The sequence below is a fragment of the Lysobacter antibioticus genome (assembly GCF_000731095.1).
Lineage (GTDB): Bacteria > Pseudomonadota > Gammaproteobacteria > Xanthomonadales > Xanthomonadaceae > Lysobacter > Lysobacter antibioticus_B.
Window position 1 is genome coordinate 1 of the sequence record NZ_JMTZ01000034.1, and the last position, 19,837, is coordinate 19,837.

General features: G+C 68.0%; 15 protein-coding genes. 5 read left to right on the forward strand and 10 right to left on the reverse strand.

From position 1 onward, the window contains the following. Positions 1-50 precede the first annotated feature (50 nt). The 3 genes from EX88_RS0112125 to apbC all read right to left on the reverse strand — a co-directional run bounded on the left by EX88_RS0112125 (position 51) and on the right by apbC (position 2,516). Positions 51-563 (reverse strand): RDD family protein, encoded by a 513-nt coding sequence (locus tag EX88_RS0112125; protein ID WP_031372256.1) that lies wholly within the window; start codon positions 561-563, stop codon positions 51-53. 255 nt (positions 564-818) lie between these two features. Then, entirely contained in the window at positions 819-1,388 is a 570-nt protein-coding gene (dcd, locus tag EX88_RS0112130) for a dCTP deaminase (RefSeq protein ID WP_031372257.1), read from the reverse strand. 60 nt (positions 1,389-1,448) lie between these two features. Next, complete coding sequence (gene apbC / locus EX88_RS0112135) at positions 1,449-2,516, reverse strand: iron-sulfur cluster carrier protein ApbC (protein WP_223619426.1); 1,068 nt, start codon at positions 2,514-2,516, stop codon at positions 1,449-1,451. Between the two features lie 498 nt (positions 2,517-3,014). On the opposite strand from apbC, the gene EX88_RS0112140 reads away from it, so the two are divergent. The 4 genes from EX88_RS0112140 to rnfB all read left to right on the forward strand — a co-directional run bounded on the left by EX88_RS0112140 (position 3,015) and on the right by rnfB (position 9,426). Then, a complete protein-coding gene (locus EX88_RS0112140; protein ID WP_031372259.1) occupies positions 3,015-5,990 on the forward strand; it encodes a TonB-dependent receptor domain-containing protein in 2,976 nt (991 codons plus the stop codon). Positions 5,991-6,196: 206 nt separating this feature from the next. Next, positions 6,197-6,634 carry a DUF2147 domain-containing protein gene (locus EX88_RS0112145; RefSeq protein WP_031372260.1) on the forward strand — a complete coding sequence of 146 codons (438 nt, stop codon included), beginning with the start codon at positions 6,197-6,199 and terminating at the stop codon, positions 6,632-6,634. Between the two features lie 146 nt (positions 6,635-6,780). After that, complete coding sequence (gene metG, locus EX88_RS0112150) at positions 6,781-8,886, forward strand: methionine--tRNA ligase (RefSeq protein WP_031372261.1); 2,106 nt, start codon at positions 6,781-6,783, stop codon at positions 8,884-8,886. A 117-nt stretch (positions 8,887-9,003) separates the two neighbouring features. Beyond that, positions 9,004-9,426, forward strand: coding sequence for an Rnf electron transport complex subunit RnfB (gene rnfB, locus EX88_RS0112155; protein ID WP_081930913.1), 423 nt, complete (start codon positions 9,004-9,006; stop codon positions 9,424-9,426). On the opposite strand, the gene EX88_RS0112160 is transcribed toward rnfB, so the two are convergent. The 7 genes from EX88_RS0112160 to EX88_RS0112190 all read right to left on the reverse strand — a co-directional run bounded on the left by EX88_RS0112160 (position 9,423) and on the right by EX88_RS0112190 (position 18,396). Continuing rightward, on the reverse strand, positions 9,423-9,983 hold the full coding sequence (locus EX88_RS0112160; protein WP_031372263.1) for a DUF4303 domain-containing protein: 561 nt from the start codon (positions 9,981-9,983) through the stop codon (positions 9,423-9,425). The two genes, rnfB and EX88_RS0112160, sit on opposite strands and share 4 nt — an antisense overlap. 14 nt (positions 9,984-9,997) lie before the next feature. After that, on the reverse strand, positions 9,998-11,185 hold the full coding sequence (locus EX88_RS0112165) for a TraB/GumN family protein (protein ID WP_051885043.1): 1,188 nt from the start codon (positions 11,183-11,185) through the stop codon (positions 9,998-10,000). A gap of 100 nt (positions 11,186-11,285) precedes the next feature. Continuing rightward, positions 11,286-12,263 carry a DUF1684 domain-containing protein gene (locus EX88_RS0112170; RefSeq protein ID WP_081930917.1) on the reverse strand — a complete coding sequence of 326 codons (978 nt, stop codon included), beginning with the start codon at positions 12,261-12,263 and terminating at the stop codon, positions 11,286-11,288. Between the two features lie 43 nt (positions 12,264-12,306). Next, the gene (mutL, locus tag EX88_RS0112175; protein WP_031372266.1) at positions 12,307-14,190 is read right to left on the reverse strand and encodes a DNA mismatch repair endonuclease MutL; all 1,884 of its coding nucleotides are present in this window, start codon (positions 14,188-14,190) and stop codon (positions 12,307-12,309) included. A gap of 298 nt (positions 14,191-14,488) precedes the next feature. Continuing rightward, the gene (locus tag EX88_RS0112180; RefSeq protein WP_051885044.1) at positions 14,489-16,240 is read right to left on the reverse strand and encodes an N-acetylmuramoyl-L-alanine amidase; all 1,752 of its coding nucleotides are present in this window, start codon (positions 16,238-16,240) and stop codon (positions 14,489-14,491) included. A gap of 87 nt (positions 16,241-16,327) precedes the next feature. Beyond that, positions 16,328-16,831: a tRNA (adenosine(37)-N6)-threonylcarbamoyltransferase complex ATPase subunit type 1 TsaE gene (gene tsaE / locus EX88_RS0112185; RefSeq protein WP_051885047.1), complete on the reverse strand. Its 504-nt coding sequence runs from the start codon at positions 16,829-16,831 to the stop codon at positions 16,328-16,330. Between the two features lie 65 nt (positions 16,832-16,896). Beyond that, positions 16,897-18,396 carry a bifunctional ADP-dependent NAD(P)H-hydrate dehydratase/NAD(P)H-hydrate epimerase gene (locus tag EX88_RS0112190; protein ID WP_051885045.1) on the reverse strand — a complete coding sequence of 500 codons (1,500 nt, stop codon included), beginning with the start codon at positions 18,394-18,396 and terminating at the stop codon, positions 16,897-16,899. Between the two features lie 61 nt (positions 18,397-18,457). Here EX88_RS0112190 and queG point away from each other — a divergent pair, with 61 nt between their 5' ends. Continuing rightward, entirely contained in the window at positions 18,458-19,534 is a 1,077-nt protein-coding gene (gene queG, locus EX88_RS0112195) for a tRNA epoxyqueuosine(34) reductase QueG (RefSeq protein WP_031372270.1), read from the forward strand. Positions 19,535-19,837: the final 303 nt, after the last annotated feature.

The window sequence follows — 19,837 nt, forward strand, 5'->3', positions numbered from 1 at the left end:
CCGATGCGAAAGCATCGGCGCGTTTTTTTGAGGCGAGGACGCGTCCGGGATCAGCGCGCGACCACGACCTTGGTGCCGGCGATCTGGTCGTGCAGGCAGCGGCGGTCGTCGCGGAAGATCATCAGCACGTCGACCAGTTGGACGATCGCGCCCAGGCACGGAATCAGGCCGACGCCCTGCGAGAACAGGTAGCGCTTGCCGAGCAGCTCGGCCAGGCTCGGCTGCAGGCCGTCCATGTCAACGATCTTGATCTTCATGACCTTCTTGCCCCAGGTCTGGCCGCTGGCGTTCAGCGGGTAGGCCTGGACCAGGAAAAACACCACGATGCCGATCAAGCCCCACATCATCTGCAGGCCGAAGGTCTGTTCGCCGGCCTGGGCCGCGGTCATGACCTGTTCGAAATAACCGCCGACGAACATCACCGGCATCAGCAACACCAGCATGATCACGGCGTCGATGATGGCGGCGACCAGCCGGATGCCGCGATCGGCCAATTCCTCGCCGTCGGGCTCGGGCGCGGTGAGCGAGGATTGCGGGCTTTGATACGGGTTCTGCGGGTCCATTCCTTTGCTCCTTGGTTGAGATGGCGCCAACGGCCCCCTGCCGCGACGCCTGTCGAATTGTGACGGCGAACGATAACAGGCCGGCGGCATCAATACGCATCCTGTCGGCCGATTCGCGTCGACCGATTCGCCGCCTTGCGTCCGCGCCGGCGGCGGACCGGCGCGGCGGGCCGCACGCATACGAGAACGGCCTGGCACGCATCCGCGCCGGCCGTCGGTCGTCGCTGTCGCCTCGCTCGCCGCAGCGGGCCGGGCTCAGGTGCGCGGCAGGGTCACGCCGACCTGGCCCTGATACTTGCCGCCGCGGTCCTTGTAGGAGGTCTCGCAGACTTCGTCGGACTGGAAGAACAGCATCTGCGCCACGCCTTCGTTGGCGTAGATGCGCGCCGGCAGCGGCGTGGTGTTGCTGAATTCCAGAGTGACGTGGCCTTCCCACTCCGGCTCCAGCGGGGTCACGTTGACGATGATGCCGCAGCGCGCATAGGTGCTCTTGCCCAGGCAGACCACCAGCACGTCGCGCGGAATGCGGAAGTACTCGACGGTGCGCGCCAGGGCGAAGGAGTTCGGCGGAATGATGCAGACGTCGTTCTCGATGTCGACGAAGCTGCCCGGGTCGAAATGCTTGGGGTCGACGATGGTCGAGTTGATGTTGGTGAAGACCTTGAACTCGCGCGAGCAGCGCACGTCGTAGCCGTAGCTGGAGGTGCCGTAGCTGACGATGCGCTGGCCGTCGGCGGCGTGCTTGACCTGGCCGGGCTCGAACGGCTCGATCATGCCGTGCTGCTCGGACATGCGGCGGATCCAACGGTCGGACTTGATGCTCATTGCGATGTTCCAGTAAGGGCAGCCAGGCCGCCGATGGTAAGGGAGGTAATGCGGCCGCGCTCAGCCGAGCAGCGAGGCCGAGATCGACGGCGTCACCCGCGGCCGCAGCGCGAGCTGCACCGCGAGCCGGCGCGCGGCGGCGCGGTAGGCGCGCGCGGCGGTCGAATCCGGTGCCGAGGCGACGATCGGCACGCCGGCGTCGCCCTGCTCGCGGATGCCGATTTCCAACGGCAGGCTGCCGAGCAGGCTCACGCCGTATTGCGAGGCCATGCGCGCGCCGCCGCCTTCGCCGAACAGATGCTCGGCGTGGCCGCAGTTCGAGCACACGTGCACGGCCATGTTCTCGATCAGCCCGAGCACCGGCACTTCGACCTTCTCGAACATGCGCAGCGCCTTCTTGGCATCGAGCGTGGCCACGTCCTGCGGCGTGGTCACGATGACCGCGCCGGCAACCGGGATTTTCTGCGACAGGGTCAGCTGGATATCGCCGGTGCCGGGCGGCAGGTCGACGATCAGATAGTCGAGCTCGCCCCAGCGGGTGTCGTTGAGCAAGGTGGTCAGCGCCGAAGTCGCCATCGGGCCGCGCCAGATCATTGGCGTGTCCTGCTCGACCAGCGGGCCGATCGACATCGCTTCCAGGCCGTGCGCGCGCATCGGTTCGATGCTCTTGCCGTCCGGGCTGTCGGGGCGGCCGCTGAGGCCCAGCATCATCGGCACGCTGGGGCCGTAGATGTCGGCATCGAGCACGCCGACGCGGGCGCCGTCGGCGGCCAGGGCCAGGGCCAGGTTCACCGCGGTGGTCGACTTGCCGACACCGCCCTTGCCGGAACCGATCGCGATCACATTGCGCACGCTCGGCAACGGCGCCAACTTCGGCTGGACCGCGTGCGAGACGATGCGGGTGTTGAGTTCCAGGCTCGCCAGGCTCAGGCCTTGGCCCGCCAGCAGCTCGCCGATCGCCGTTTCCAGCGCGGCACGCAGGCCCTCGAGCGGATAGCCGGCGGTAATCGAAACCGCGGCGCGGCCTTCGCCGACGCCGGCGCGGATGCGCGCCTCGCTGTCGCCCAGGCGCACGTCGGTCTCGGGAATGAAAAGTGCCGCGATCGCGGCCTGCAAGGTCTCGCTCATACCGGCCGTCCGGCCGTACGGGGTGTGTGGATGCGCATGGGGACTCTGAATGGGGGTCGGGCCGCGCGGCGGCCTGCGCACATGGTAAGGCCTGCGCCTGGCAGCGTCCTGCCCGACATGCGCGCGCGGCCGCATTCGACGCCGCTCCGACAGGCCGGCGGCGGCGGCGCCCGACCGGCTCGGCGCCGGCAACATGGCCACTCAATCAGCAACCATAAATTGCATATCACACCAGCGCGCTGTCACAGATTCCGGCGGTCGCGGTCGCGCTCATCCGTGCAGGGACCTGCCTTTCGGCAATGGTCGCCCTCCAGCAACAAGCGCGAAACTGCATTGCAATCAATCGCTTGAATGTTGGCACTCGGCAAAATCAAACACCGCCCCGGGCAAGCAGGGAAATATTACGTGCGTGTTAAGTTCAGGTTTGTAAAGGGATTGTTAATCCGCCAGGAAGGCACCCGAAACATGCACTTACGCTCTCAGTTAGGGGAAAACTCAATGGCAGTACGCAACTCGCAGGGCCTGCGCCGCAGCAGGCTGACGGCGGCGCTGGTCAGCGCGATGCTGGTCTCGGTCGCCGGCACCGGCTACGCCCAGGACGCGGCCCCGGCCGACACCGCGGCGACCGACATCGACGCGGTCACCGTGACCGGCTCGCGCATCAAGCGCATCGGCTTCGTCACGCCCTCGCCGGTGGTCGGCATCAGCGCCGAGGAAATCCGCTCGACCGGCGCGGTGACCATCGCCGACCTCATGACCACCCTGCCGCAGTTGTCGGCCACCTACACCCTGGGCAACTCCACCCGCGCCATCGGCACCGCCGGCCTCGGCCTGCTCGACCTGCGCGGCATGGGCAGTGCGCGCACCCTGGTGCTGGTCAACGGCCGCCGCCATGTCGGCGGTACCTCGGGCTCGACCGCGGTCGACGTCAACACGATTCCGGTCGAACTGATCGAGCGCGTCGAAGTCATCACCGGCGGCGCCTCGGCCGTGTACGGCGCCGACGCCGTCGCCGGCGTGGTCAACTTCATCATGAAGAAGAAGTTCGACGGCTATGAGATCCGCGCCCAGACCGGCGACGCCAGCGAAGGCGATTTCAGCCGCTCCTTCATCAGCGCCACCGGCGGCAACGAATTCGCCGGCGGCCGCGGCAACATCGTGTACTCGGCCGAGTACAGCAAGCAGGACCGTTTCGGCCGCGGCGATCGCAAGATCGGCCGCGAGTTCAACGTCAGCATGCCGAACCCGAACTTCGACCCGAGCAAGCCGCCGAGCCAGACCAACCCGCAGCGCGTATTCATGGGCCCGGGCGGCAACTCCAGCCTGTCCTACGGCGGCACCTTCAACCTCGGCGGCAAGCGCTATCTGTTCAACGACGACGGCAGCTTCCGCCCGAACCGTTACGACGGCCCGCGCGACGGACCGAACACCTGCATCGACTGCGACTTCGCCGACCTCAACGGCGTCGCCGACCTGCAACCGGGCTTCGACCGCTACAGCGTCAACACCATGCTGAACTTCGAGATCAACGAGAACCACAAGTTCTTCTTCGAAGGCAAGTACACCAAGACCGAATCGGACTTCCTCGGCCAGCCGGCGTTCGATCAGCCGATCCGCATCCGCCGCGACAACGCCCTGATCTCGCCGCAGCTCGGCGCGCTGATGGACGCCAACGGTCTCGCTTCGCCGGCCAGCCAGTTGCAGATCAGCCGCTTCAACGTCGACGCCGGCCGTCGCGGCGAACAGGTCGACCGCAAGACTCAGCGCTACGTCGCCGGTCTCGAAGGTTATCTGTCGGAGAACTGGACCTATGAAGTGTCCGGCGTTTACGGCAAGACCGAAATCGACCGCCTGAACCTCAACAACCGCATCAACGACCGCTGGCAGGCCGGCATGGACGTGGTGCGCGACGCCAACGGCAACCTCGCCTGCCGCGTCTCGGTCGATCCCAACGCGATCAACCCGAACACCGGCCGCGCCTACCTCGACATCTCGCGCGCCGGCTGCGTGCCCTTCAGCGTGTTCGGCAACGGCGCGGTCGATCCGAAGGCCGCGGCCTGGTTCAACTACGACGCGATCAACCGCAGCAAGATCACCCAGAGCGTGTTCAGCGCCTCGGTCGCCAACAGCGCGCTGTTCGAGCTGCCGGCCGGCGGCGTCGGCTTCGCCGGCGGTATCGAATACCGCAAGGAAACCAGCGAGGAAATCACCGATCCGCTGGCGGCGCAGGGCCTGACCTTCCTCAACGCCATTCCGAGCCGCAAGGGCGAATACAGCGTCAAGGAAATCTTCGCCGAAGCCACCGTGCCGCTGCTGGCCGACCTGCCCGGCGTGCAGCGCCTGAGCATGGACCTGGCCGGCCGTTACTCCGACTACGACACGGTCGGTTCGACCAAGACCTGGAACGTCGGCCTGGACTGGGCGATTAACGACTCGCTGCGTTTGCGCGGCAGCGTCGCCCAAGCGGTGCGCGCGCCGAACATCGGTGAGCTGTTCAACCCGCAGACCCAGAACTTCGCCACGATCTACGACCCCTGCGACACCCGTCCCGGCGTCACCAACGGCGTCTCGACCGCGGGTGATCCGGCCCTGCGCGCGAGCAACTGCGCCGCTCTTGGCCTCCCGGCCAACTACCGCGACACCTATTCGGGCAACCGCCCGGGCCTCAGCGGCGGCAACCCGGATTTGAACGTCGAAGAAGCGCGCTCGCTGTCCTACGGCCTGGTCTGGCAGCCGGAATTCATCGAAGGCTTCGGCCTGTCGGTCGACTACTGGCGCGTCACCCTGACCGACGCCATCGGCGCCGTCACCGCGCAGACCATCGCCACCCGTTGCGTCGATTCGCCCGGCGGCATCGGCAACGATTTCTGCGCCCTGATCCAGCGCGCGCCGGCCGCCGGTTACGTCGACTCGCAGGGCCGCACCTTCCCGGCGAATTCGATCTACAACTGGAAGGCGATCAGCGAGAACCTGGCCAAGACCCGCCGCGCCGGCGTCGACATCGAAGCCGACTACCGCTTCGAAATGCTGGGCGGCCAGGCCGCGCTGCGCTTCGTCGGCACCCGCCTGATCTCCTCGCGCGAATGGCCGTTCCAGGACTTCCCGGCCGAGTACGACGAGTACGTGACCTACGTCAGCGATCCGCGCTGGCGCGCCTCGCTCAACGCCAGCTACAAGCACGGCAACTGGCGCGGTTCGTGGGACATGCGCTACATCGACGGCAACCTGCGCGTGGTCCCGGAGAGCTACAACAGCAACCCGGGCCAGGTCTCGCCGATCCGCAACCCGTCCTACACTTATCACAACCTGCAGATCGGCTATAAGGTCCCGAACACCGGGCTGGACCTGTACATCGGCGCCGACAACGTGTTCGACAAGGATCCGCCGTTGAACTACTTCGGCGAGACCGAGGACAACGCGAACTACGACAGCATCGGCCGCTACGTCTACGCCGGCGCCACCTACAAGTTCTGATCCTCGCCGCAAGCGACACCGCATAGACAGGAAGCCCGGCCCAGGCCGGGCTTCTTTTTGCCCGCCTGAACGGCGGCCCGAGTCGACTTCCATACCCAGGCGGATGCGGTATAAAGGCTGCAACCGCGAACAGCGGCCGGCCTGTCGAGCGGTCCGAGCGCGGTCCGAATGTGGTTCGATCACGCCTAATCCCTGGGAGGGGACCCATGCGTACCAAACTGTTTGCACTGTTGCTGCTCGCCCTGCCGATGGCGGCGTTCGCCCAGGCCACGCCGGTCGGCACCTGGACCACGGTCGACGACAAGACCGGCAAGCCCAAGTCGGTCGTCGAGATCTACGAAGCCAAGGACGGCAGCCTCGCCGGCCGCGTCAACGAAGTCCTGCAATCCGATCGCGGCCCGAACCCCACCTGCGACAAGTGCTCGGGCGAGCGCAAGAACAAGCCGGTCAAGGGCATGGTGATCCTGTGGGGCATCCGCAAGGACGGCAGCACCTGGGACGGCGGCCAGATCCTCGACCCGGCCACCGGCAAGATCTATTCGGTCAAGGTCACTCCGACCGACAGCGGCAAGAAACTCGAAGTCCGCGGCTTCATGGGCTTCTCGCTGCTCGGCCGCACCCAGACCTGGATGCGCCAGCAGTAAACACGGCGCCGGTCCGCGATCCACGGAAACCCGGCCTGTGCGCCGGGTTTCTTTTTGCGCCGACGCCGGCCGCAGACCCGGCGGTCCGCCACGGCCGGCGCGCAGGCCCATGCCATAATTCACGACCACCCACGGCACCCGCACTCATGTCCCGCGAAATCGTCGTCTCCAACGCCCTGCCCTATGCCAACGGGCCGCTGCACCTCGGTCATCTGGTCGGTTACGGCCAGGCCGACATCTGGTGCCGCGCGCAGCGGATGAGCGGCCACCGCGTTCACTACATCTGCGCCGACGACACCCACGGCACGCCGATCATGCTCGGCGCCGAGAAGGCCGGCCTGACCCCGGAAGCCTTCATCGCCGGCGTCCAGGTGAGCCATGAGCGCGACTTCGCCGACTTCGGGGTCAAGTTCGATCACTACGACTCGACCCACTCGGCCGGCAACCGCACCCTGACCGAAGGCTTCTACGCGCGCCTGGACAACAGCGGCCACATCACCCGCCGCTCGGTCGCGCAGTTGTACGACCCGGTCAAGGGCATGTTCCTGCCCGACCGCTACGTCAAGGGCATCTGCCCGAACTGCGGCACCCCCGATCAGTACGGCGACAACTGCGAGAACTGCGGCGCGACTTACGCGCCGACCGAACTGAAGGAGCCGCGCTCGGTGGTCAGCGGGGCGACGCCGGAGCTGCGCGAGTCCGAACACTTCTTCTTCGAGGTCGGGCACTTCGAGGCCTTCCTGCGCGAATGGCTGGCCGGCGACGTCGCCACGCCCGGCATCAAGGCCAAGCTGCACGAATGGCTCGACGTCGACGGCGGCCTGCGCGCCTGGGACATCTCGCGCGACGCACCCTACTTCGGTTTCGAGATTCCCGGCCACCCGGGCAAGTACCTGTACGTCTGGCTCGACGCCCCGATCGGCTACCTGAGCAGCTTCCAGGCCCTGTGCGAACGCGAAGGCCTGGATTTCTGGTCTTACCTCGCCCGCGACAGCGAAGCCGAACTGCACCACTTCATCGGTAAGGACATCGTCACCTTCCACGGCCTGTTCTGGCCGGCGGTGCTGCACGGCGCCGGTTTCCGCGCGCCGACCCGCCTGCACGTCAACGGCTATCTGATGGTCAACGGCGAGAAGATGTCGAAGTCGCGCGGCACCTTCATCCAGGCCCGCACCTATCTCGACGTCGGCCTGGACCCGGAAGCGCTGCGTTATTATTTCGCCACCAAGACCAGCGGCGGCGTCGAGGACATCGACCTCAACCTGTCCGACTTCGTCGCGCGGGTGAACGCCGACGTGGTCGGCAAGTTCGTCAACCTGGCCAGCCGCTGCGCCGGTTTCATCGAGAAGCGTTTCGACGGCCAGCTCTCGGCGGTGTTGCCGGATGCCGCGATGTACCAGCGCTTCGTCGCCCAGCTGACGCCGATCGCCGAAGCCTATGCGCGCAACGAAGCCGCCAGCGCGGTACGCCTGACCATGGCGCTGGCCGACGAGGCCAACAAATACATCGACGAGCACAAGCCCTGGGTGCTGGCCAAGCAGGAAGGCGCGGAAACGCATCTGCAGGCCGTGTGCACGCAGGGCCTGAACCTGTTCCGCGTGCTCGCCGCCGCGCTCAAGCCGGTGCTGCCGCGCGTCTCGAGCGAGGCCGAGGCCTTCCTCGCCGCGCCGGTGACGCTGTGGGAGGACCTCGCCGAGCCGCTGCTCGACCACCGCATCGGCGCCTACGTGCCGCTCTTCACCCGCATCGACACCAAACTGATCGACACCATGATTGAAGCCAGCAAAGAATCCCTAGCCGCCTCGGCCCCGGCCGCCGTCGCTGTCGGCACCGCCGATAGCAAAGTCCCAGCAGCTGTCGCCGCCGTTGCGAGTTCAACGCCGGCTGTCGTGTCCCCGGGCGCCAGTGCAGCGACCGTCGCTACGGTTGGCATCGACGACTTCGCCAAGCTCGATCTGCGCATCGGTACGGTCCGCGTCTGCGAATTCGTCGAAGGCTCCGACAAGCTGCTGCGCTTCGAACTCGACGCCGGCGAACTGGGCACGCGCCAGATTTTCTCCGGCATCCGCGGCTCGTACGCCGAGCCCGACAAGCTGGTCGGCCGCAAGGTGGTGTTCATCGCCAACCTGGCCCCGCGCAAGATGCGCTTCGGCATCAGCGAAGGCATGATCCTGTCGGCCGGTTTCGACGGCGACGGCCTGCATCTGCTCGACGTCGACGGCGGCGCCGCAGCGGGCATGCCGGTCAAGTGACGGCCGGCGAGCAGTGAGTTTGGAGGAGTGAGAAGCGAGTCCCGGCTACAAGGCGCTTCAACAAAGCCGATACACACGGCCGCCTTTACTCACTCCTCTGCCCTCACTTCTAGCCCCATGGATCTGACCGAGCGCCTCGACCGTCTATTGCCGCAAACCCAATGCGGGCAGTGCGGCTACGCCGGCTGCCGGCCCTACGCCGAAGCGATGGCGCGCGGCGAGGCCGGGATCGACCATTGCCCGCCCGGCGGCGACGCCGGCGCGCGCGCCCTGGCGCGCCTGCTGGGCGTGCCGGCGCAGCCTTACGACCGCAGCCGCGGCCAGCACAAACCCGCGCCGCTGGCGCTGATCGTCGAAGCCGACTGCATCGGCTGCACCAAGTGCATCCAGGCCTGCCCGGTCGACGCCATCATCGGCGCGGCCAAGCACATGCACACGGTAATCGAACCGCTGTGCACCGGTTGCGAGCTGTGCGTGCCGGCCTGCCCGGTGGATTGCATCGTGCTGGTTCCGGCCACGGACGCGATGCTCGGCGCTTAGTCGCGCCAGCCGCTCGACCAAGCGGCGAATTCGGCCGCGATCGCCGGCGAATTCAAGCGCGCCACGCGCCGGTTCAATTCGGCGGCCGGCTCGTCGTCGTCGGAAATCGTCGCCAACACCACGAAGTCCTCGCCGAGCCCGGCGAAGCACCGCTTACGCAACGATTCCGCGCTCTCGACCAGCGTGTCCATCAAACGCGCCTTGAAATCGGCGAAGGCCACGCCGCCGTCCCGAGCCTCAAGAGCGAACACATGCTCGCGCAGCCGATCGCACAAGCGTCCGAACTGTTCGTCGGCGCCGACGCCTTCCAACGGCCATTCCGACGGCGAATAACGGTAGTACAGACGCTCGCCGGGGTATTCGCTGTCGATGCGGCGCAGGTAATCGGCGGTCGCCATCGCCGGGCACACCGTCATCGCGCCGGAATCGGAGTACAGCGCGAACGCGCGCACCGGATCGTCGCTTTGCGAGGCGGAGATCTCCGCGAACGCCGCCATGGCCGCTACGACGATGTCCTCGTGCAGCGCCGCAAAATCGAAGCCGGCTGCTTCGCTCATCGCCCGGCTCGTACTCAGCGCGACGGGGCGGTCGGCTTGGCTTCGGCGCGTACCGGCGCGTGCTTGGCGGGGTCTTGCCTGGCCGCCTCGGCCTCGCCCGCTTCGTGCTTGCCGCTCTCGTGCTTGCCGCTTTGTTGCTTACCGGAAGCGTCCTTGGCGGGCTTGTCCTTGCCGCGCTTGGGGTCGGCCGGCTTGCCGGCCTCCTTGGCGGCGAAGGCACGCTCGGCGCCGATCACCGGCACCGGGCCGTCGGCCGGCGCGCAGGTCGAACACACGCGTTCGACCGTATAGCCCTTGCTGCGCAGGCGCTCGACCAGACCGTCGTTGCCGAGCAAGTGCAAGGAACCGACCACGACCAGCGTGTCGCCTTGTTTGGACTCGTCGAGCATCTTCTGGATCTGCGGCACCCAGGCTTCGTTGCGCTCGACGTTGACCATCCGGTAGGTCTCCGGAGTCTTCTGTTCCATCTCCACGCGCGCCTTCTCGTCGAGCATGGCGAGATCGGCGTTGCGCCAGGCCGAATGGATTTCGTCGAGCATGCCCGGCACGTCCTCGGGCTTGTCGACGAACTCGCGCAGCGCGGTGATCTGCTCGGGCAGCGGGCCGGAATCCATGACCTGCAATTGCAGCTCCATGGTCTCCAGGCCCGAGGTGGGCTTGCCGGCTTCGGCCGCCTGCCGCATCAGGTACTGGTCCAGCCCCAGTTGCGGGCTGAAGCCCATCGACTGCGAAACGCCGAGCACCAGCGACAAGTTGACGAACCACGGTTCCAGCGCGTCGAGCTGCGCCAGCGAACTGCCGTTCTTGGCCAGCACGCGGTTGAGCTTTTCGCGCAGGTCGGCCGGCAGCACCTTGCTCAGGGTGCGGCCGTCGTCGTAGCGCGCACGCGCCATGAAACGCTGCGGCACGGTCGGGTCGAACATCTCTTCCGGCGCGACTTCGAACACCAACTTGCCGGCGCCGGCGAACGCCTGATCGATGTCCGACGACAGCGGGTAGTCGTCGGCGCGCAGCAGATGGAACGAGCCCAGCAGATAGACCGCGTTGTCCTGGTCGGAGACTTTCCACAGCAAGGGCACCGGCGGCGCCTTCGCGGTCGCCGCGGGCACGTCGCCGGCGGCGATCGCGGTCGCGGAGGTCAACAAGGCGCTGAGCACCGAGGCGGTGAACAAGGGCAGGACGAACAGCTTCAGGAACCGCATGGGCAAACTGATCCTTGGGTCGGCGACGGGCGCGTCGGACTCGGGTAAAGGGGGATGGAGGGGCGCGCGGGTGATTCGCTTGGCGATGAAAGCAATCGGGTCACGAAGCCTGAGCGGTGGCGCTCGCGGCCGGCGCGGTGTCCTCGTGTTTGTAGGTCTTCTCGCCGGCGGCGACTTCCAGGTCGAGACGGTTTTCCGCCGGCGGCAGCGGACAGGTCGCGAACGGCGTGAACGCGCACGGCGGGTTGTAGGCTTTGTTGAAATCGACCGTCACCAGGCCTTGCAGGTTCGGCCGCGCGACGTCGAGGAAACGCCCGGCGCTGTAGCTCTGGTGGCCGCTGGTGCGATCGGCGAACACCAGCAGCAGTTCGTCGCCGCCCTGGTCCAGCGCTTCGATGCGATAGGTCTGGCCGTCGCGCTCGAACTCGATCGCGCCCGGGTTCGGCGTCGCCTCGATGGTGCCGATGATGTTGACGATGTCGATGCTCTTGCCGGCCGGATGGGCGATGAACTTGGCGCTGAGCTTCCACTCCTGCTGCGGCTCCCAGTAGTCGATGCCCTTGAAGCCGGTCAGGGTCGGCGCCTGCGCATGGCGTGCGCGCAACAGGTAGCGGTCGCCGCGCTTGATCACGGTCAGGATGCCCTTGCCCTCGTCGAAACCGATCTTGCTCGGGCCGGCCGGATAGTCGTCGGCGAGCAGATTGACCGCGCCCTTGAGCGGCTGGTCGTTGAGGGTCAGCGACTGGCCCCGTTCGGGGATGAAACGCAGGCGCCCCTTGTTGAGCGACAGCAGGCCGAAATGGGCCGGGCCGACGCCGAGGCGGATGCCGTTGTCGGGGTCGCTGCCGAAATAATGCGAGCCGGTGTCGATCGGATACAGGCCGACCAGGCTGGCCCAACCGTCGGGCTTGAGCAGCTCGTCCTTGCGTTGCTGGCGCCACAGTTGCTGGTCGCGGGCGAAGGTGTCGCTGACCGCGGCGGCGCGCGCGACCTCGCGCTTCTGCGCGGCCTGTCGTTCGGGCGAATCGCAGGCGGCCAGGCCGAGCAACAGCAAGGCCGACAGTGCCGGCGCGGACATCGTGCGCGACAAAGTGCGTGCAAAGGAGCGTGCTGCGGTCATCTCAACGGCCTCGCAGGAACCAGCGGTCGATCTCGGGCAGGCTGAAGCGCGCCCAGGTGGGGCGGCCATGATTGCATTGACCGGAGCGTTCCGTAGCCTCCATCTCGCGCAACAACGCATTCATTTCCGGCAAAGTGAGACGTCGGTTCGCGCGCACCGCGCCATGGCAGGCCATGGTCGAGAGCAATTCGTCGCGGGCCGCGGCGACGCGGCGCGATTCGCCGTGCTCGCGCAGGTCGGCGAGGACGTCGCGCAGCAAGGCCTCGACGTCGCCGTGCGCCAGCAGTGCCGGCACCGCGCGCAAGGTCAGCGACTGCGGGCCGCTGCGGGTGACTTCAAATCCGAGCGCGACCAGCGTCGCCTCCTCGCGCTCGGCGACTTCGGCCTCGCGCTCGGACACCGCCAGGCTCGCCGGCACCAGCAAGGGCTGGGTGCGCAGGCCTTCGCCGTCGTGGGCGGTCTTGAGCTTCTCGTAGCCGATGCGTTCGTGGGCGGCGTGCATGTCGACCACGATCAGTCCTTCCGCGCTTTCGGCCAGCACGTAGATGCCGTGCAACTGCGCGATCGCATAACCGAGCGGCGGCAGGGTCTGGTCGTCGCTGTGCGGCAAGCCCGGCGACTGCACGCCATCGCTCGTTTCGCGCGGCGGCATCGCATAGGCGCTGCCGCTGCCCGCGCCGACGCCGTAACCGCCACCGGCATAGGAAGAGCCGCCGGCGGAACCGCCACCGCCGTTGCCGTACAGGGCGGCGTAACCCGCACGGGTTTCCTGCACCTGCAGGCCGAGCGGCGCCTGCGGGCGCCAGGCATACATCGACGAGCCGGCGGCACCGGCAGCGGCCGGTTCCGCACCCGCGGGCGCCTGCTGGGCCATGCCGGCGCGGGTCTCGGCCAGGGCATCGTTGAGGGTGCGATAGACGAAATCGTGGATCAGGCGCGCATCGCGGAACCGCACCTCGTGCTTGGCCGGATGCACGTTGACGTCGACGCGGCGCGGATCGAGTTCGAGGAACAGTACGTAGGCCGGCTGGCGGCCATGGAACAGCACGTCGGCATAAGCCTGCTTGACCGCGTGAGCGATGCTGCGATCGCGCACCGCGCGGCCGTTGACGTAGAGGTATTGCTGGTCGGCGCTGGCACGGTTGTAGGACGGCTGCGCGATCCAGCCGTGCAGGCGCAGGTCGGCGCCGCTGTGTTCGACGCGCAGCGCGTTCTTGGCGAACTCTTCGCCGAGCGCCTCGCTGATGCGGGTGTCCGACAGGCCCATGTCGACCAGGTCGCCCTCGCCCTTCCAGCGTCGGGTCGGCTTGCCGTTGTGCGAAACGCGCAGTTCGACGTCGGGACGGGCCAGCGCGAGTTGGCGCAGCCATTCTTCGATATGGCCGAGCTCGGTGCGTTCGGCCTTGAGGAATTTGCGCCGCGCCGGCACGTTGAAGAACAGGTCGCGGACTTCGACCGTGGTGCCCTGCGGATGCGGCTTGGGCGCGATCTCGCCGACCCGGCCGCCGTCGACTTCGAGCATGGCGCCGCGGTCTTCGCCGATGCGGCGCGAGGACAAGGCGAAACGGCTGACCGAAGCGATCGAGGGCAAGGCTTCGCCGCGGAAACCCAGGGTGGTCACGCCTTCCAGGTCGTCGAGCGAGGCGATCTTGCTGGTGGCGTGGCGCGAGATCGCCAAAGGCAGTTCTTCCGGCGAGATGCCGGCGCCGTCGTCGCGAATCCGGATCAGGCGCACGCCGCCCTCTTCCAGGTCGATGTCGACCCGGCGCGCACCGGCGTCGAGGGCGTTCTCGACCAGTTCCTTGACCACGGAGGCGGGACGTTCGACCACTTCGCCGGCGGCGATCTGGTTGATCAGGGTGTCGGGCAGTTGGCGGATGCTCACAGGCGGCATTCGGTGCGCGCGGCACCGTCGGGGGATGGGGATCGATGATAGCCGTTGGGGTGCGGCTTCCGCGATCCGCAGCTTGCGGTTTGGGCGTGCCGGCGGTTCCGAGACTTATGCGCCCTGCCCTCATCCGCCCTTCGGGCACCTTCTCCCGCAAGCGGGGCCATCCTCATCCGCCCTTCGGGCACCTTCTCCCGCAAGCGGGAGAAGGATTCAACAACCGGGCCGCGTGGGTAAAACGAAAACGGCCCCGAGGGGCCGTCGATCGGTCTGATACGAGACGAATGCCGCTGCCTCAGGGGCTGCCGCCGCCTCCGAACCCGCCCGGCGAAGGCAGTTGCGCCTCGGCGCGCGCCGCATACATCGTGCCCGGCGGCGGCTGGCGGGTGAAATAGGTGTTGACTCCGTCGAGCACCGCGCGCGCCAGCGCGCGCTGGTGCGAGGGGTCGGTGAGACGACGCTCTTCTTCCGGATTGGAGATGAAGGCGGTCTCGACCAGCATCGCCGGCATGTCCGAGGTGCGCAGCACCGCGAAGTTGGCCCGCTCGATGTGCGGCTTGTGGTTGTGGCCGACCTGCTTGAGGCCGCTGAGCACGTGCCCGGCCGCGTCTTCAGAGGCCTTCATATGGCCGCTTTGGGTCAGGTCGAGCAAGACCGAGGTCAGGGTGTTGTCGGTCTGCTGCAGGCGCACGCCGCCGACCAGGTCGGAGGCGTTTTCTTTGTCCGCCAGCCAGCGCGCGCGCTGCGAGGACGCGCCCTTGAGCGACAGCACGTACACCGACGAGCCCTTGGCGGCGCGGTTTTCGGCGGCATCGGCGTGGATCGAGATGAACATGTCGGCCTTGGCCTGGCGCGCCAACTGAGCGCGACGCGGCAAGGGGATGAACACGTCGGTGTCGCGGGTCATGTAGGCCTTGAGGCCAGGCGTGGCGTTGATCTGGCGCGCGAGTTCGCGGCCGATCGCCAAGGTCACGTCCTTCTCGCGCTTGCCGGACTGGCCGATCGCGCCGGGGTCCTGGCCGCCGTGGCCGGGATCGATCGCGATCACCAGCGGGCGCATGCCGCGGCCGCGCATGACGTCCTTGAGGGTCTTGACCGCGCCGGCCGGCGGCGCGCTTTCGGGTATCGCTGCGGCCGGAGCCGTCGCGGCGCCGGGCATCGGCGTCGGCACGCCGGTCGCGACCCGGGTCGGGACGCCGGTCGCGATGCGGGTCGGAACCCCGCTGGCGACCGTGGTCGGCATCGGTGCCTGCGCGGCCTGCTCGAACACCGCCTGGCGCGCAGCCTGCTGGGCGGCGAGTTGCTGGGGGTTGGCGGCCGGCGGCGACGCTGCGGCGCCGGCCAGCGCCGGAGCCTGGTTATTCGGAAGCTGCGCGGCCGAAGCCTGTGCGTTCGAAGCTTGCAGGCTAGAAGCATGGGCAGCCGAATGCGGCACCGACGCGGTCGGCGCCTGGGCCGTCGTTGCGGCCGCCGGCGCCGCCGCATTGCGCGCGGCCAGTTCGGAGATCAGACGGCTGGTCGCGGCAGCGGACTCGACCGAAGGATCGACCGTCGCAGCCGGCGCGTTCGCGGTCGGCAAAGCGGCGGTCGGCGCAGCGGCGGCCGGTGCAGGCGCGGCGGCCACCGCGGCCTTGGGTTCGATACCGTCGCCGGGCCATTCCAGGACCAGGCGCGGGCCCGAGCCGCCCTGCTCGATACGCGGCTTGAGCGCGGCGACCGGCTGGGCGAGATCGAAGACGATACGGACGGTGCCCGGCTGCGGTGCGCCGGTGCGGACGGATTTGACGATGCCGGCGCCGGCCGGAAGCTTGACGCTCTTGCCGACGCTGGAGGCCGGCAAATCGACGACGAGGCGGTCCGGGCCCTTCAGGCTCAGGACTTTGTAATCGGCGTTCTTGTCGAGGGCGATCTCGGCGCGCGTGCCGGTGGCCCCGGTGCGCAGCTCCAAGCCCTTGATTTCACTGGCGTGCGCGAGATTCCAGGCCAGCGCCGCCAACAGCGCTATGCCGAGCAGGAATTTCTGGACGGTGGCGCCTTTGACTCGCATGGGCGTAAGTCAAGCACTGCGACACAGTAAATGCAAGAACTTTTCCCTTTCAAATCCGGCACCTGGGGCCACTTCCTATGGAATCGTTCAGGAGTCGGCCGCAAACGCATAGGCGGCGGTCGCCGGTCCCAAGGCGACAAGCCAGGCCTGGCCTGCGGCGGAAACCGCGCTGAGTTCGACCCCGCGCCCCGCTCCTTCGACCGCCAACTCGACCCGCAGGTCGGGCGCGGGCAGCCAACCGCGGCCGCGTTCCGGCCACTCGACCAGCCACAGCACCGCTTCGCCGCCGTCCAGGCCAAGGAATTCGAGTTCGCCGGCATCGCCGATCCGGTACAGGTCGAGGTGCCAGGCTTCGCCGCCTTCGGTCAGCGGATAGCGCTCGACCAAGGTGTAGGTCGGGCTGCGGATCGCGCCGGTAACGCCAAGCGCGCGCAACAAGGCGCGCGCCAGGGTCGATTTGCCGGCGCCGAGGTCGCCGTGCAGATGCACATGCAGGCCCTCGCCGTCGTGCGCAGGCCGCGCCCGCGCCAGTGCAGCGCCGAGCGCGTCGGTGGCCTCGGCATCGCCCAGGTGCAGTTTGATCGTGTGCATGCTCATCCCTGCCGATTCTACTGACTGGTCCGCGTTGCGGATCGATCCAAGCGGCCGGGGCCGCTTTACGGATTGGCGCGACGGCGCAGCCATGGCATCAGATCGCTCGGCAGCAGACCGCGTTCGCCGCCGTCGCGCGCGGCATCGTCGCCGGCCAGCGAATGCAGCAGCGCGCCGCAGCTGGCGGCATCGAATGCATCGAGACCTTGCGCGCGCAACGCGGCGATCACACCGCTGAGCACGTCGCCCATGCCACCGACCGCCATGCCGGGATTGCCGGCGCCGATCACCCGCACGATGCGATCCGGTGCGGCGACCAGGGTGCCGGCGCCCTTGAGCACGACCGTGCAGGCGTAACGCTCGACGAGTGCGCGCACCGCAGCGAAACGATCGGCCTGCACCGTGGCGGTGTCGCTGCCGAGCAGACGCGCGGCTTCGCCGGGATGCGGCGTCAGCACCGTATCGGCCGGCAAACGCCGCGGCGCGGCGGCGAGCAGATTCAGCGCATCCGCGTCGAAAAGCAGCGGTTTTCCGCTGTCCAGCGCATATCGGTATAGCTCGCGCCCCCATGTTTCCTGGCCGAGGCCGGGGCCTATCGCGATCACGTTCGCAGCGGCGAAGGTAGCCCTTGGATCGTCGCCTTCGCCGATCGCACGCGGCATCGCCTCCGGCAATCGCGCCAGCATCGGCGCGACATGCGCCTCGCGCGTGATCGCATCGAGCAGGCCGGCGCCACTGCGCAAAGCCGCCTGCGCGCATAGCAACAACGCACCGCCGTGACCGCGATCGCCGCCGATGCACAACACTCGGCCGTTGCGACCTTTGTGACTGTCGCGCAGACGCGGCGACAACCAGCGCGACACGTCGCCGGCGCGCAGCCAGTGCGCGCTCGCTGGTACGCCGTAGAGTTCGCGCGGCAAACCGAGGTCGGCCCGTGCGAGCGCACCGACGCGATCGAGCGCGGCGCCGCTGCGCAGCCCGCATTTGCCGGCAATGAATTCGAGCGTGCGCTGCGCGCTCACCGCCGATGGGTAGGCATAGCCGCGATCGGCATCGACACCGCTCGGCACGTCGAGCGCGAGCACCGGCGCTGGATGGGCGTTGATCGCGTCGATCAGAGCGGATGCGTCGGCATCGGGCGCACGCGACAGGCCGATGCCGAACAGCGCGTCGACGATGAGCTCGGTCTCCGGCAAGGCGCCTTCGAACTCGATCACACGACCGCCGGCCTGCGCGTAGCCGGCCGCGGCCCGCTCGGCGAGCGCTCCGCGCGGCGCGTGCCCGGGCAGGCGCAGCACCAGCACTTTGCGCCCGGCCTGCTGCGCATGCATCGCCAATACATAACCGTCGCCACCGTTGTTGCCCGGGCCGCAGACCACCAGCAGGCGCATCGCCTGCGGCCAATGGCCCAAAAGCTCGCGCCAGGCGGCTTCGCCGGCCCGCGCCATCAGCGCATGGGCGTCGCCGAGCTCGGTGGCGGCCGCGGCTTCGATCGCACGCAGCGCGGCGCCGCCGAACAGAGGCGTCGGCGGCGTCGGCGATGAAGTTTCAGCGGTCGGCGACATGCGGCGATTCTATACTTGCCGCATCGTGAGCCAGCCCGACGCCCGCCCCACTTCGCCTTCCGTGTCCGCCGATGCGCCCGGAACCGCGCCCGACTACGCGGCGCTGGCCTTGCGCATCCGCGAGATCGCCCGCGAATTCGGCTTCCAGCGCTGCGGCATCTCCGGGATCGAACTGGCGCAGGACGAGGCCTACCTGCTCGACTGGCTCGACCAGGGCCTGCATGGCTCGATGGACTGGATGGCCCGCCACGGCGGTTTGCGCGCGCGTCCCGGCGAATTGCTGCCGGGCACCCTGCGGGTGATCTCGGTCGGCCTCGATTACGGCCGTCGCGACGACGAAGACGCCTGGGTCACGCTCGCCGACGGCGAACGCGCCTATGTCGCGCGCTACGCCCTCGGCCGCGATTACCACAAGCTCATGCGCCAGCGCCTGCAGCGCCTGGCCGACCGTCTGGCCGAACTGGTCGGCCCGTTCGGCCATCGCGTGTTCGTCGACTCCGCGCCCGTGCTCGAACGCGCGTTGGCGCGCAACGCCGGGCTCGGCTGGATCGGCAAACACACCTGTTTGATCGACAAGGACGGCGGCTCCTGGTTCTTCCTCGGCGAGATCTACGTCGACTTGCCCTTGCCGATCGACCGCCCGGCCAGCGCCCATTGCGGCACCTGCACGCGCTGCATCGACATCTGCCCGACCCAGGCCATCGTCGCCCCGCACCGCCTCGACGCGCGACGTTGCATTTCCTATCTGACGATCGAGCACGAAGGCCCGATACCGGTCGAACTGCGCGCGCCGATCGGCAACCGCATCTTCGGCTGCGACGACTGCCAGCTCGTCTGCCCCTGGAACAAATTCGCCAAGCGCAACGACGAACCCGATTTCCGCGCCCGCAACGACCTCGACCGCGCCAGCCTGGCGCAATTGTTCGCCTGGGACGAAGACGAATTCCTGCGCCGCACCGAAGGCTCGGCGATCCGCCGCAGCGGCCACGAACGCTGGCTGCGCAACATCGCCGTCGCCCTGGGCAACGCCCCGGGCACGAACGAAGTGATCGCCGCCTTGCGTTCGCGGCGCGAGCATCCCAGCGAAATCGTGCGCGAGCATGTCGAGTGGGCGCTGGCGCGGCACGGGGCGGCGTAGCTCGCGGTATAACGTTCGGTGGCGCGGCGCCATGGCCGGCGCCCCAAAGGGTAGGAGCGGCGCGAGCCGCGACCGTGAACCGGCAATTACTGCGCCGCCTTCCTATCGCACCCAAGACTTCGCGCCGACGTCGCCATTGACTATCGTGTCGCGGCTTGCGCCGCTCCTACCCAAGAGCGGGGACGGCCGTTGCCGTTGCCAAGGTTTTGATCTGCTTTGCCGCTTTGCCGGTCAAATGGAGACCCGTAGGGCGCCGCACAGGACGTGCGGCGTTTTCCGATAAGACAGGGACGTCTTATCGGA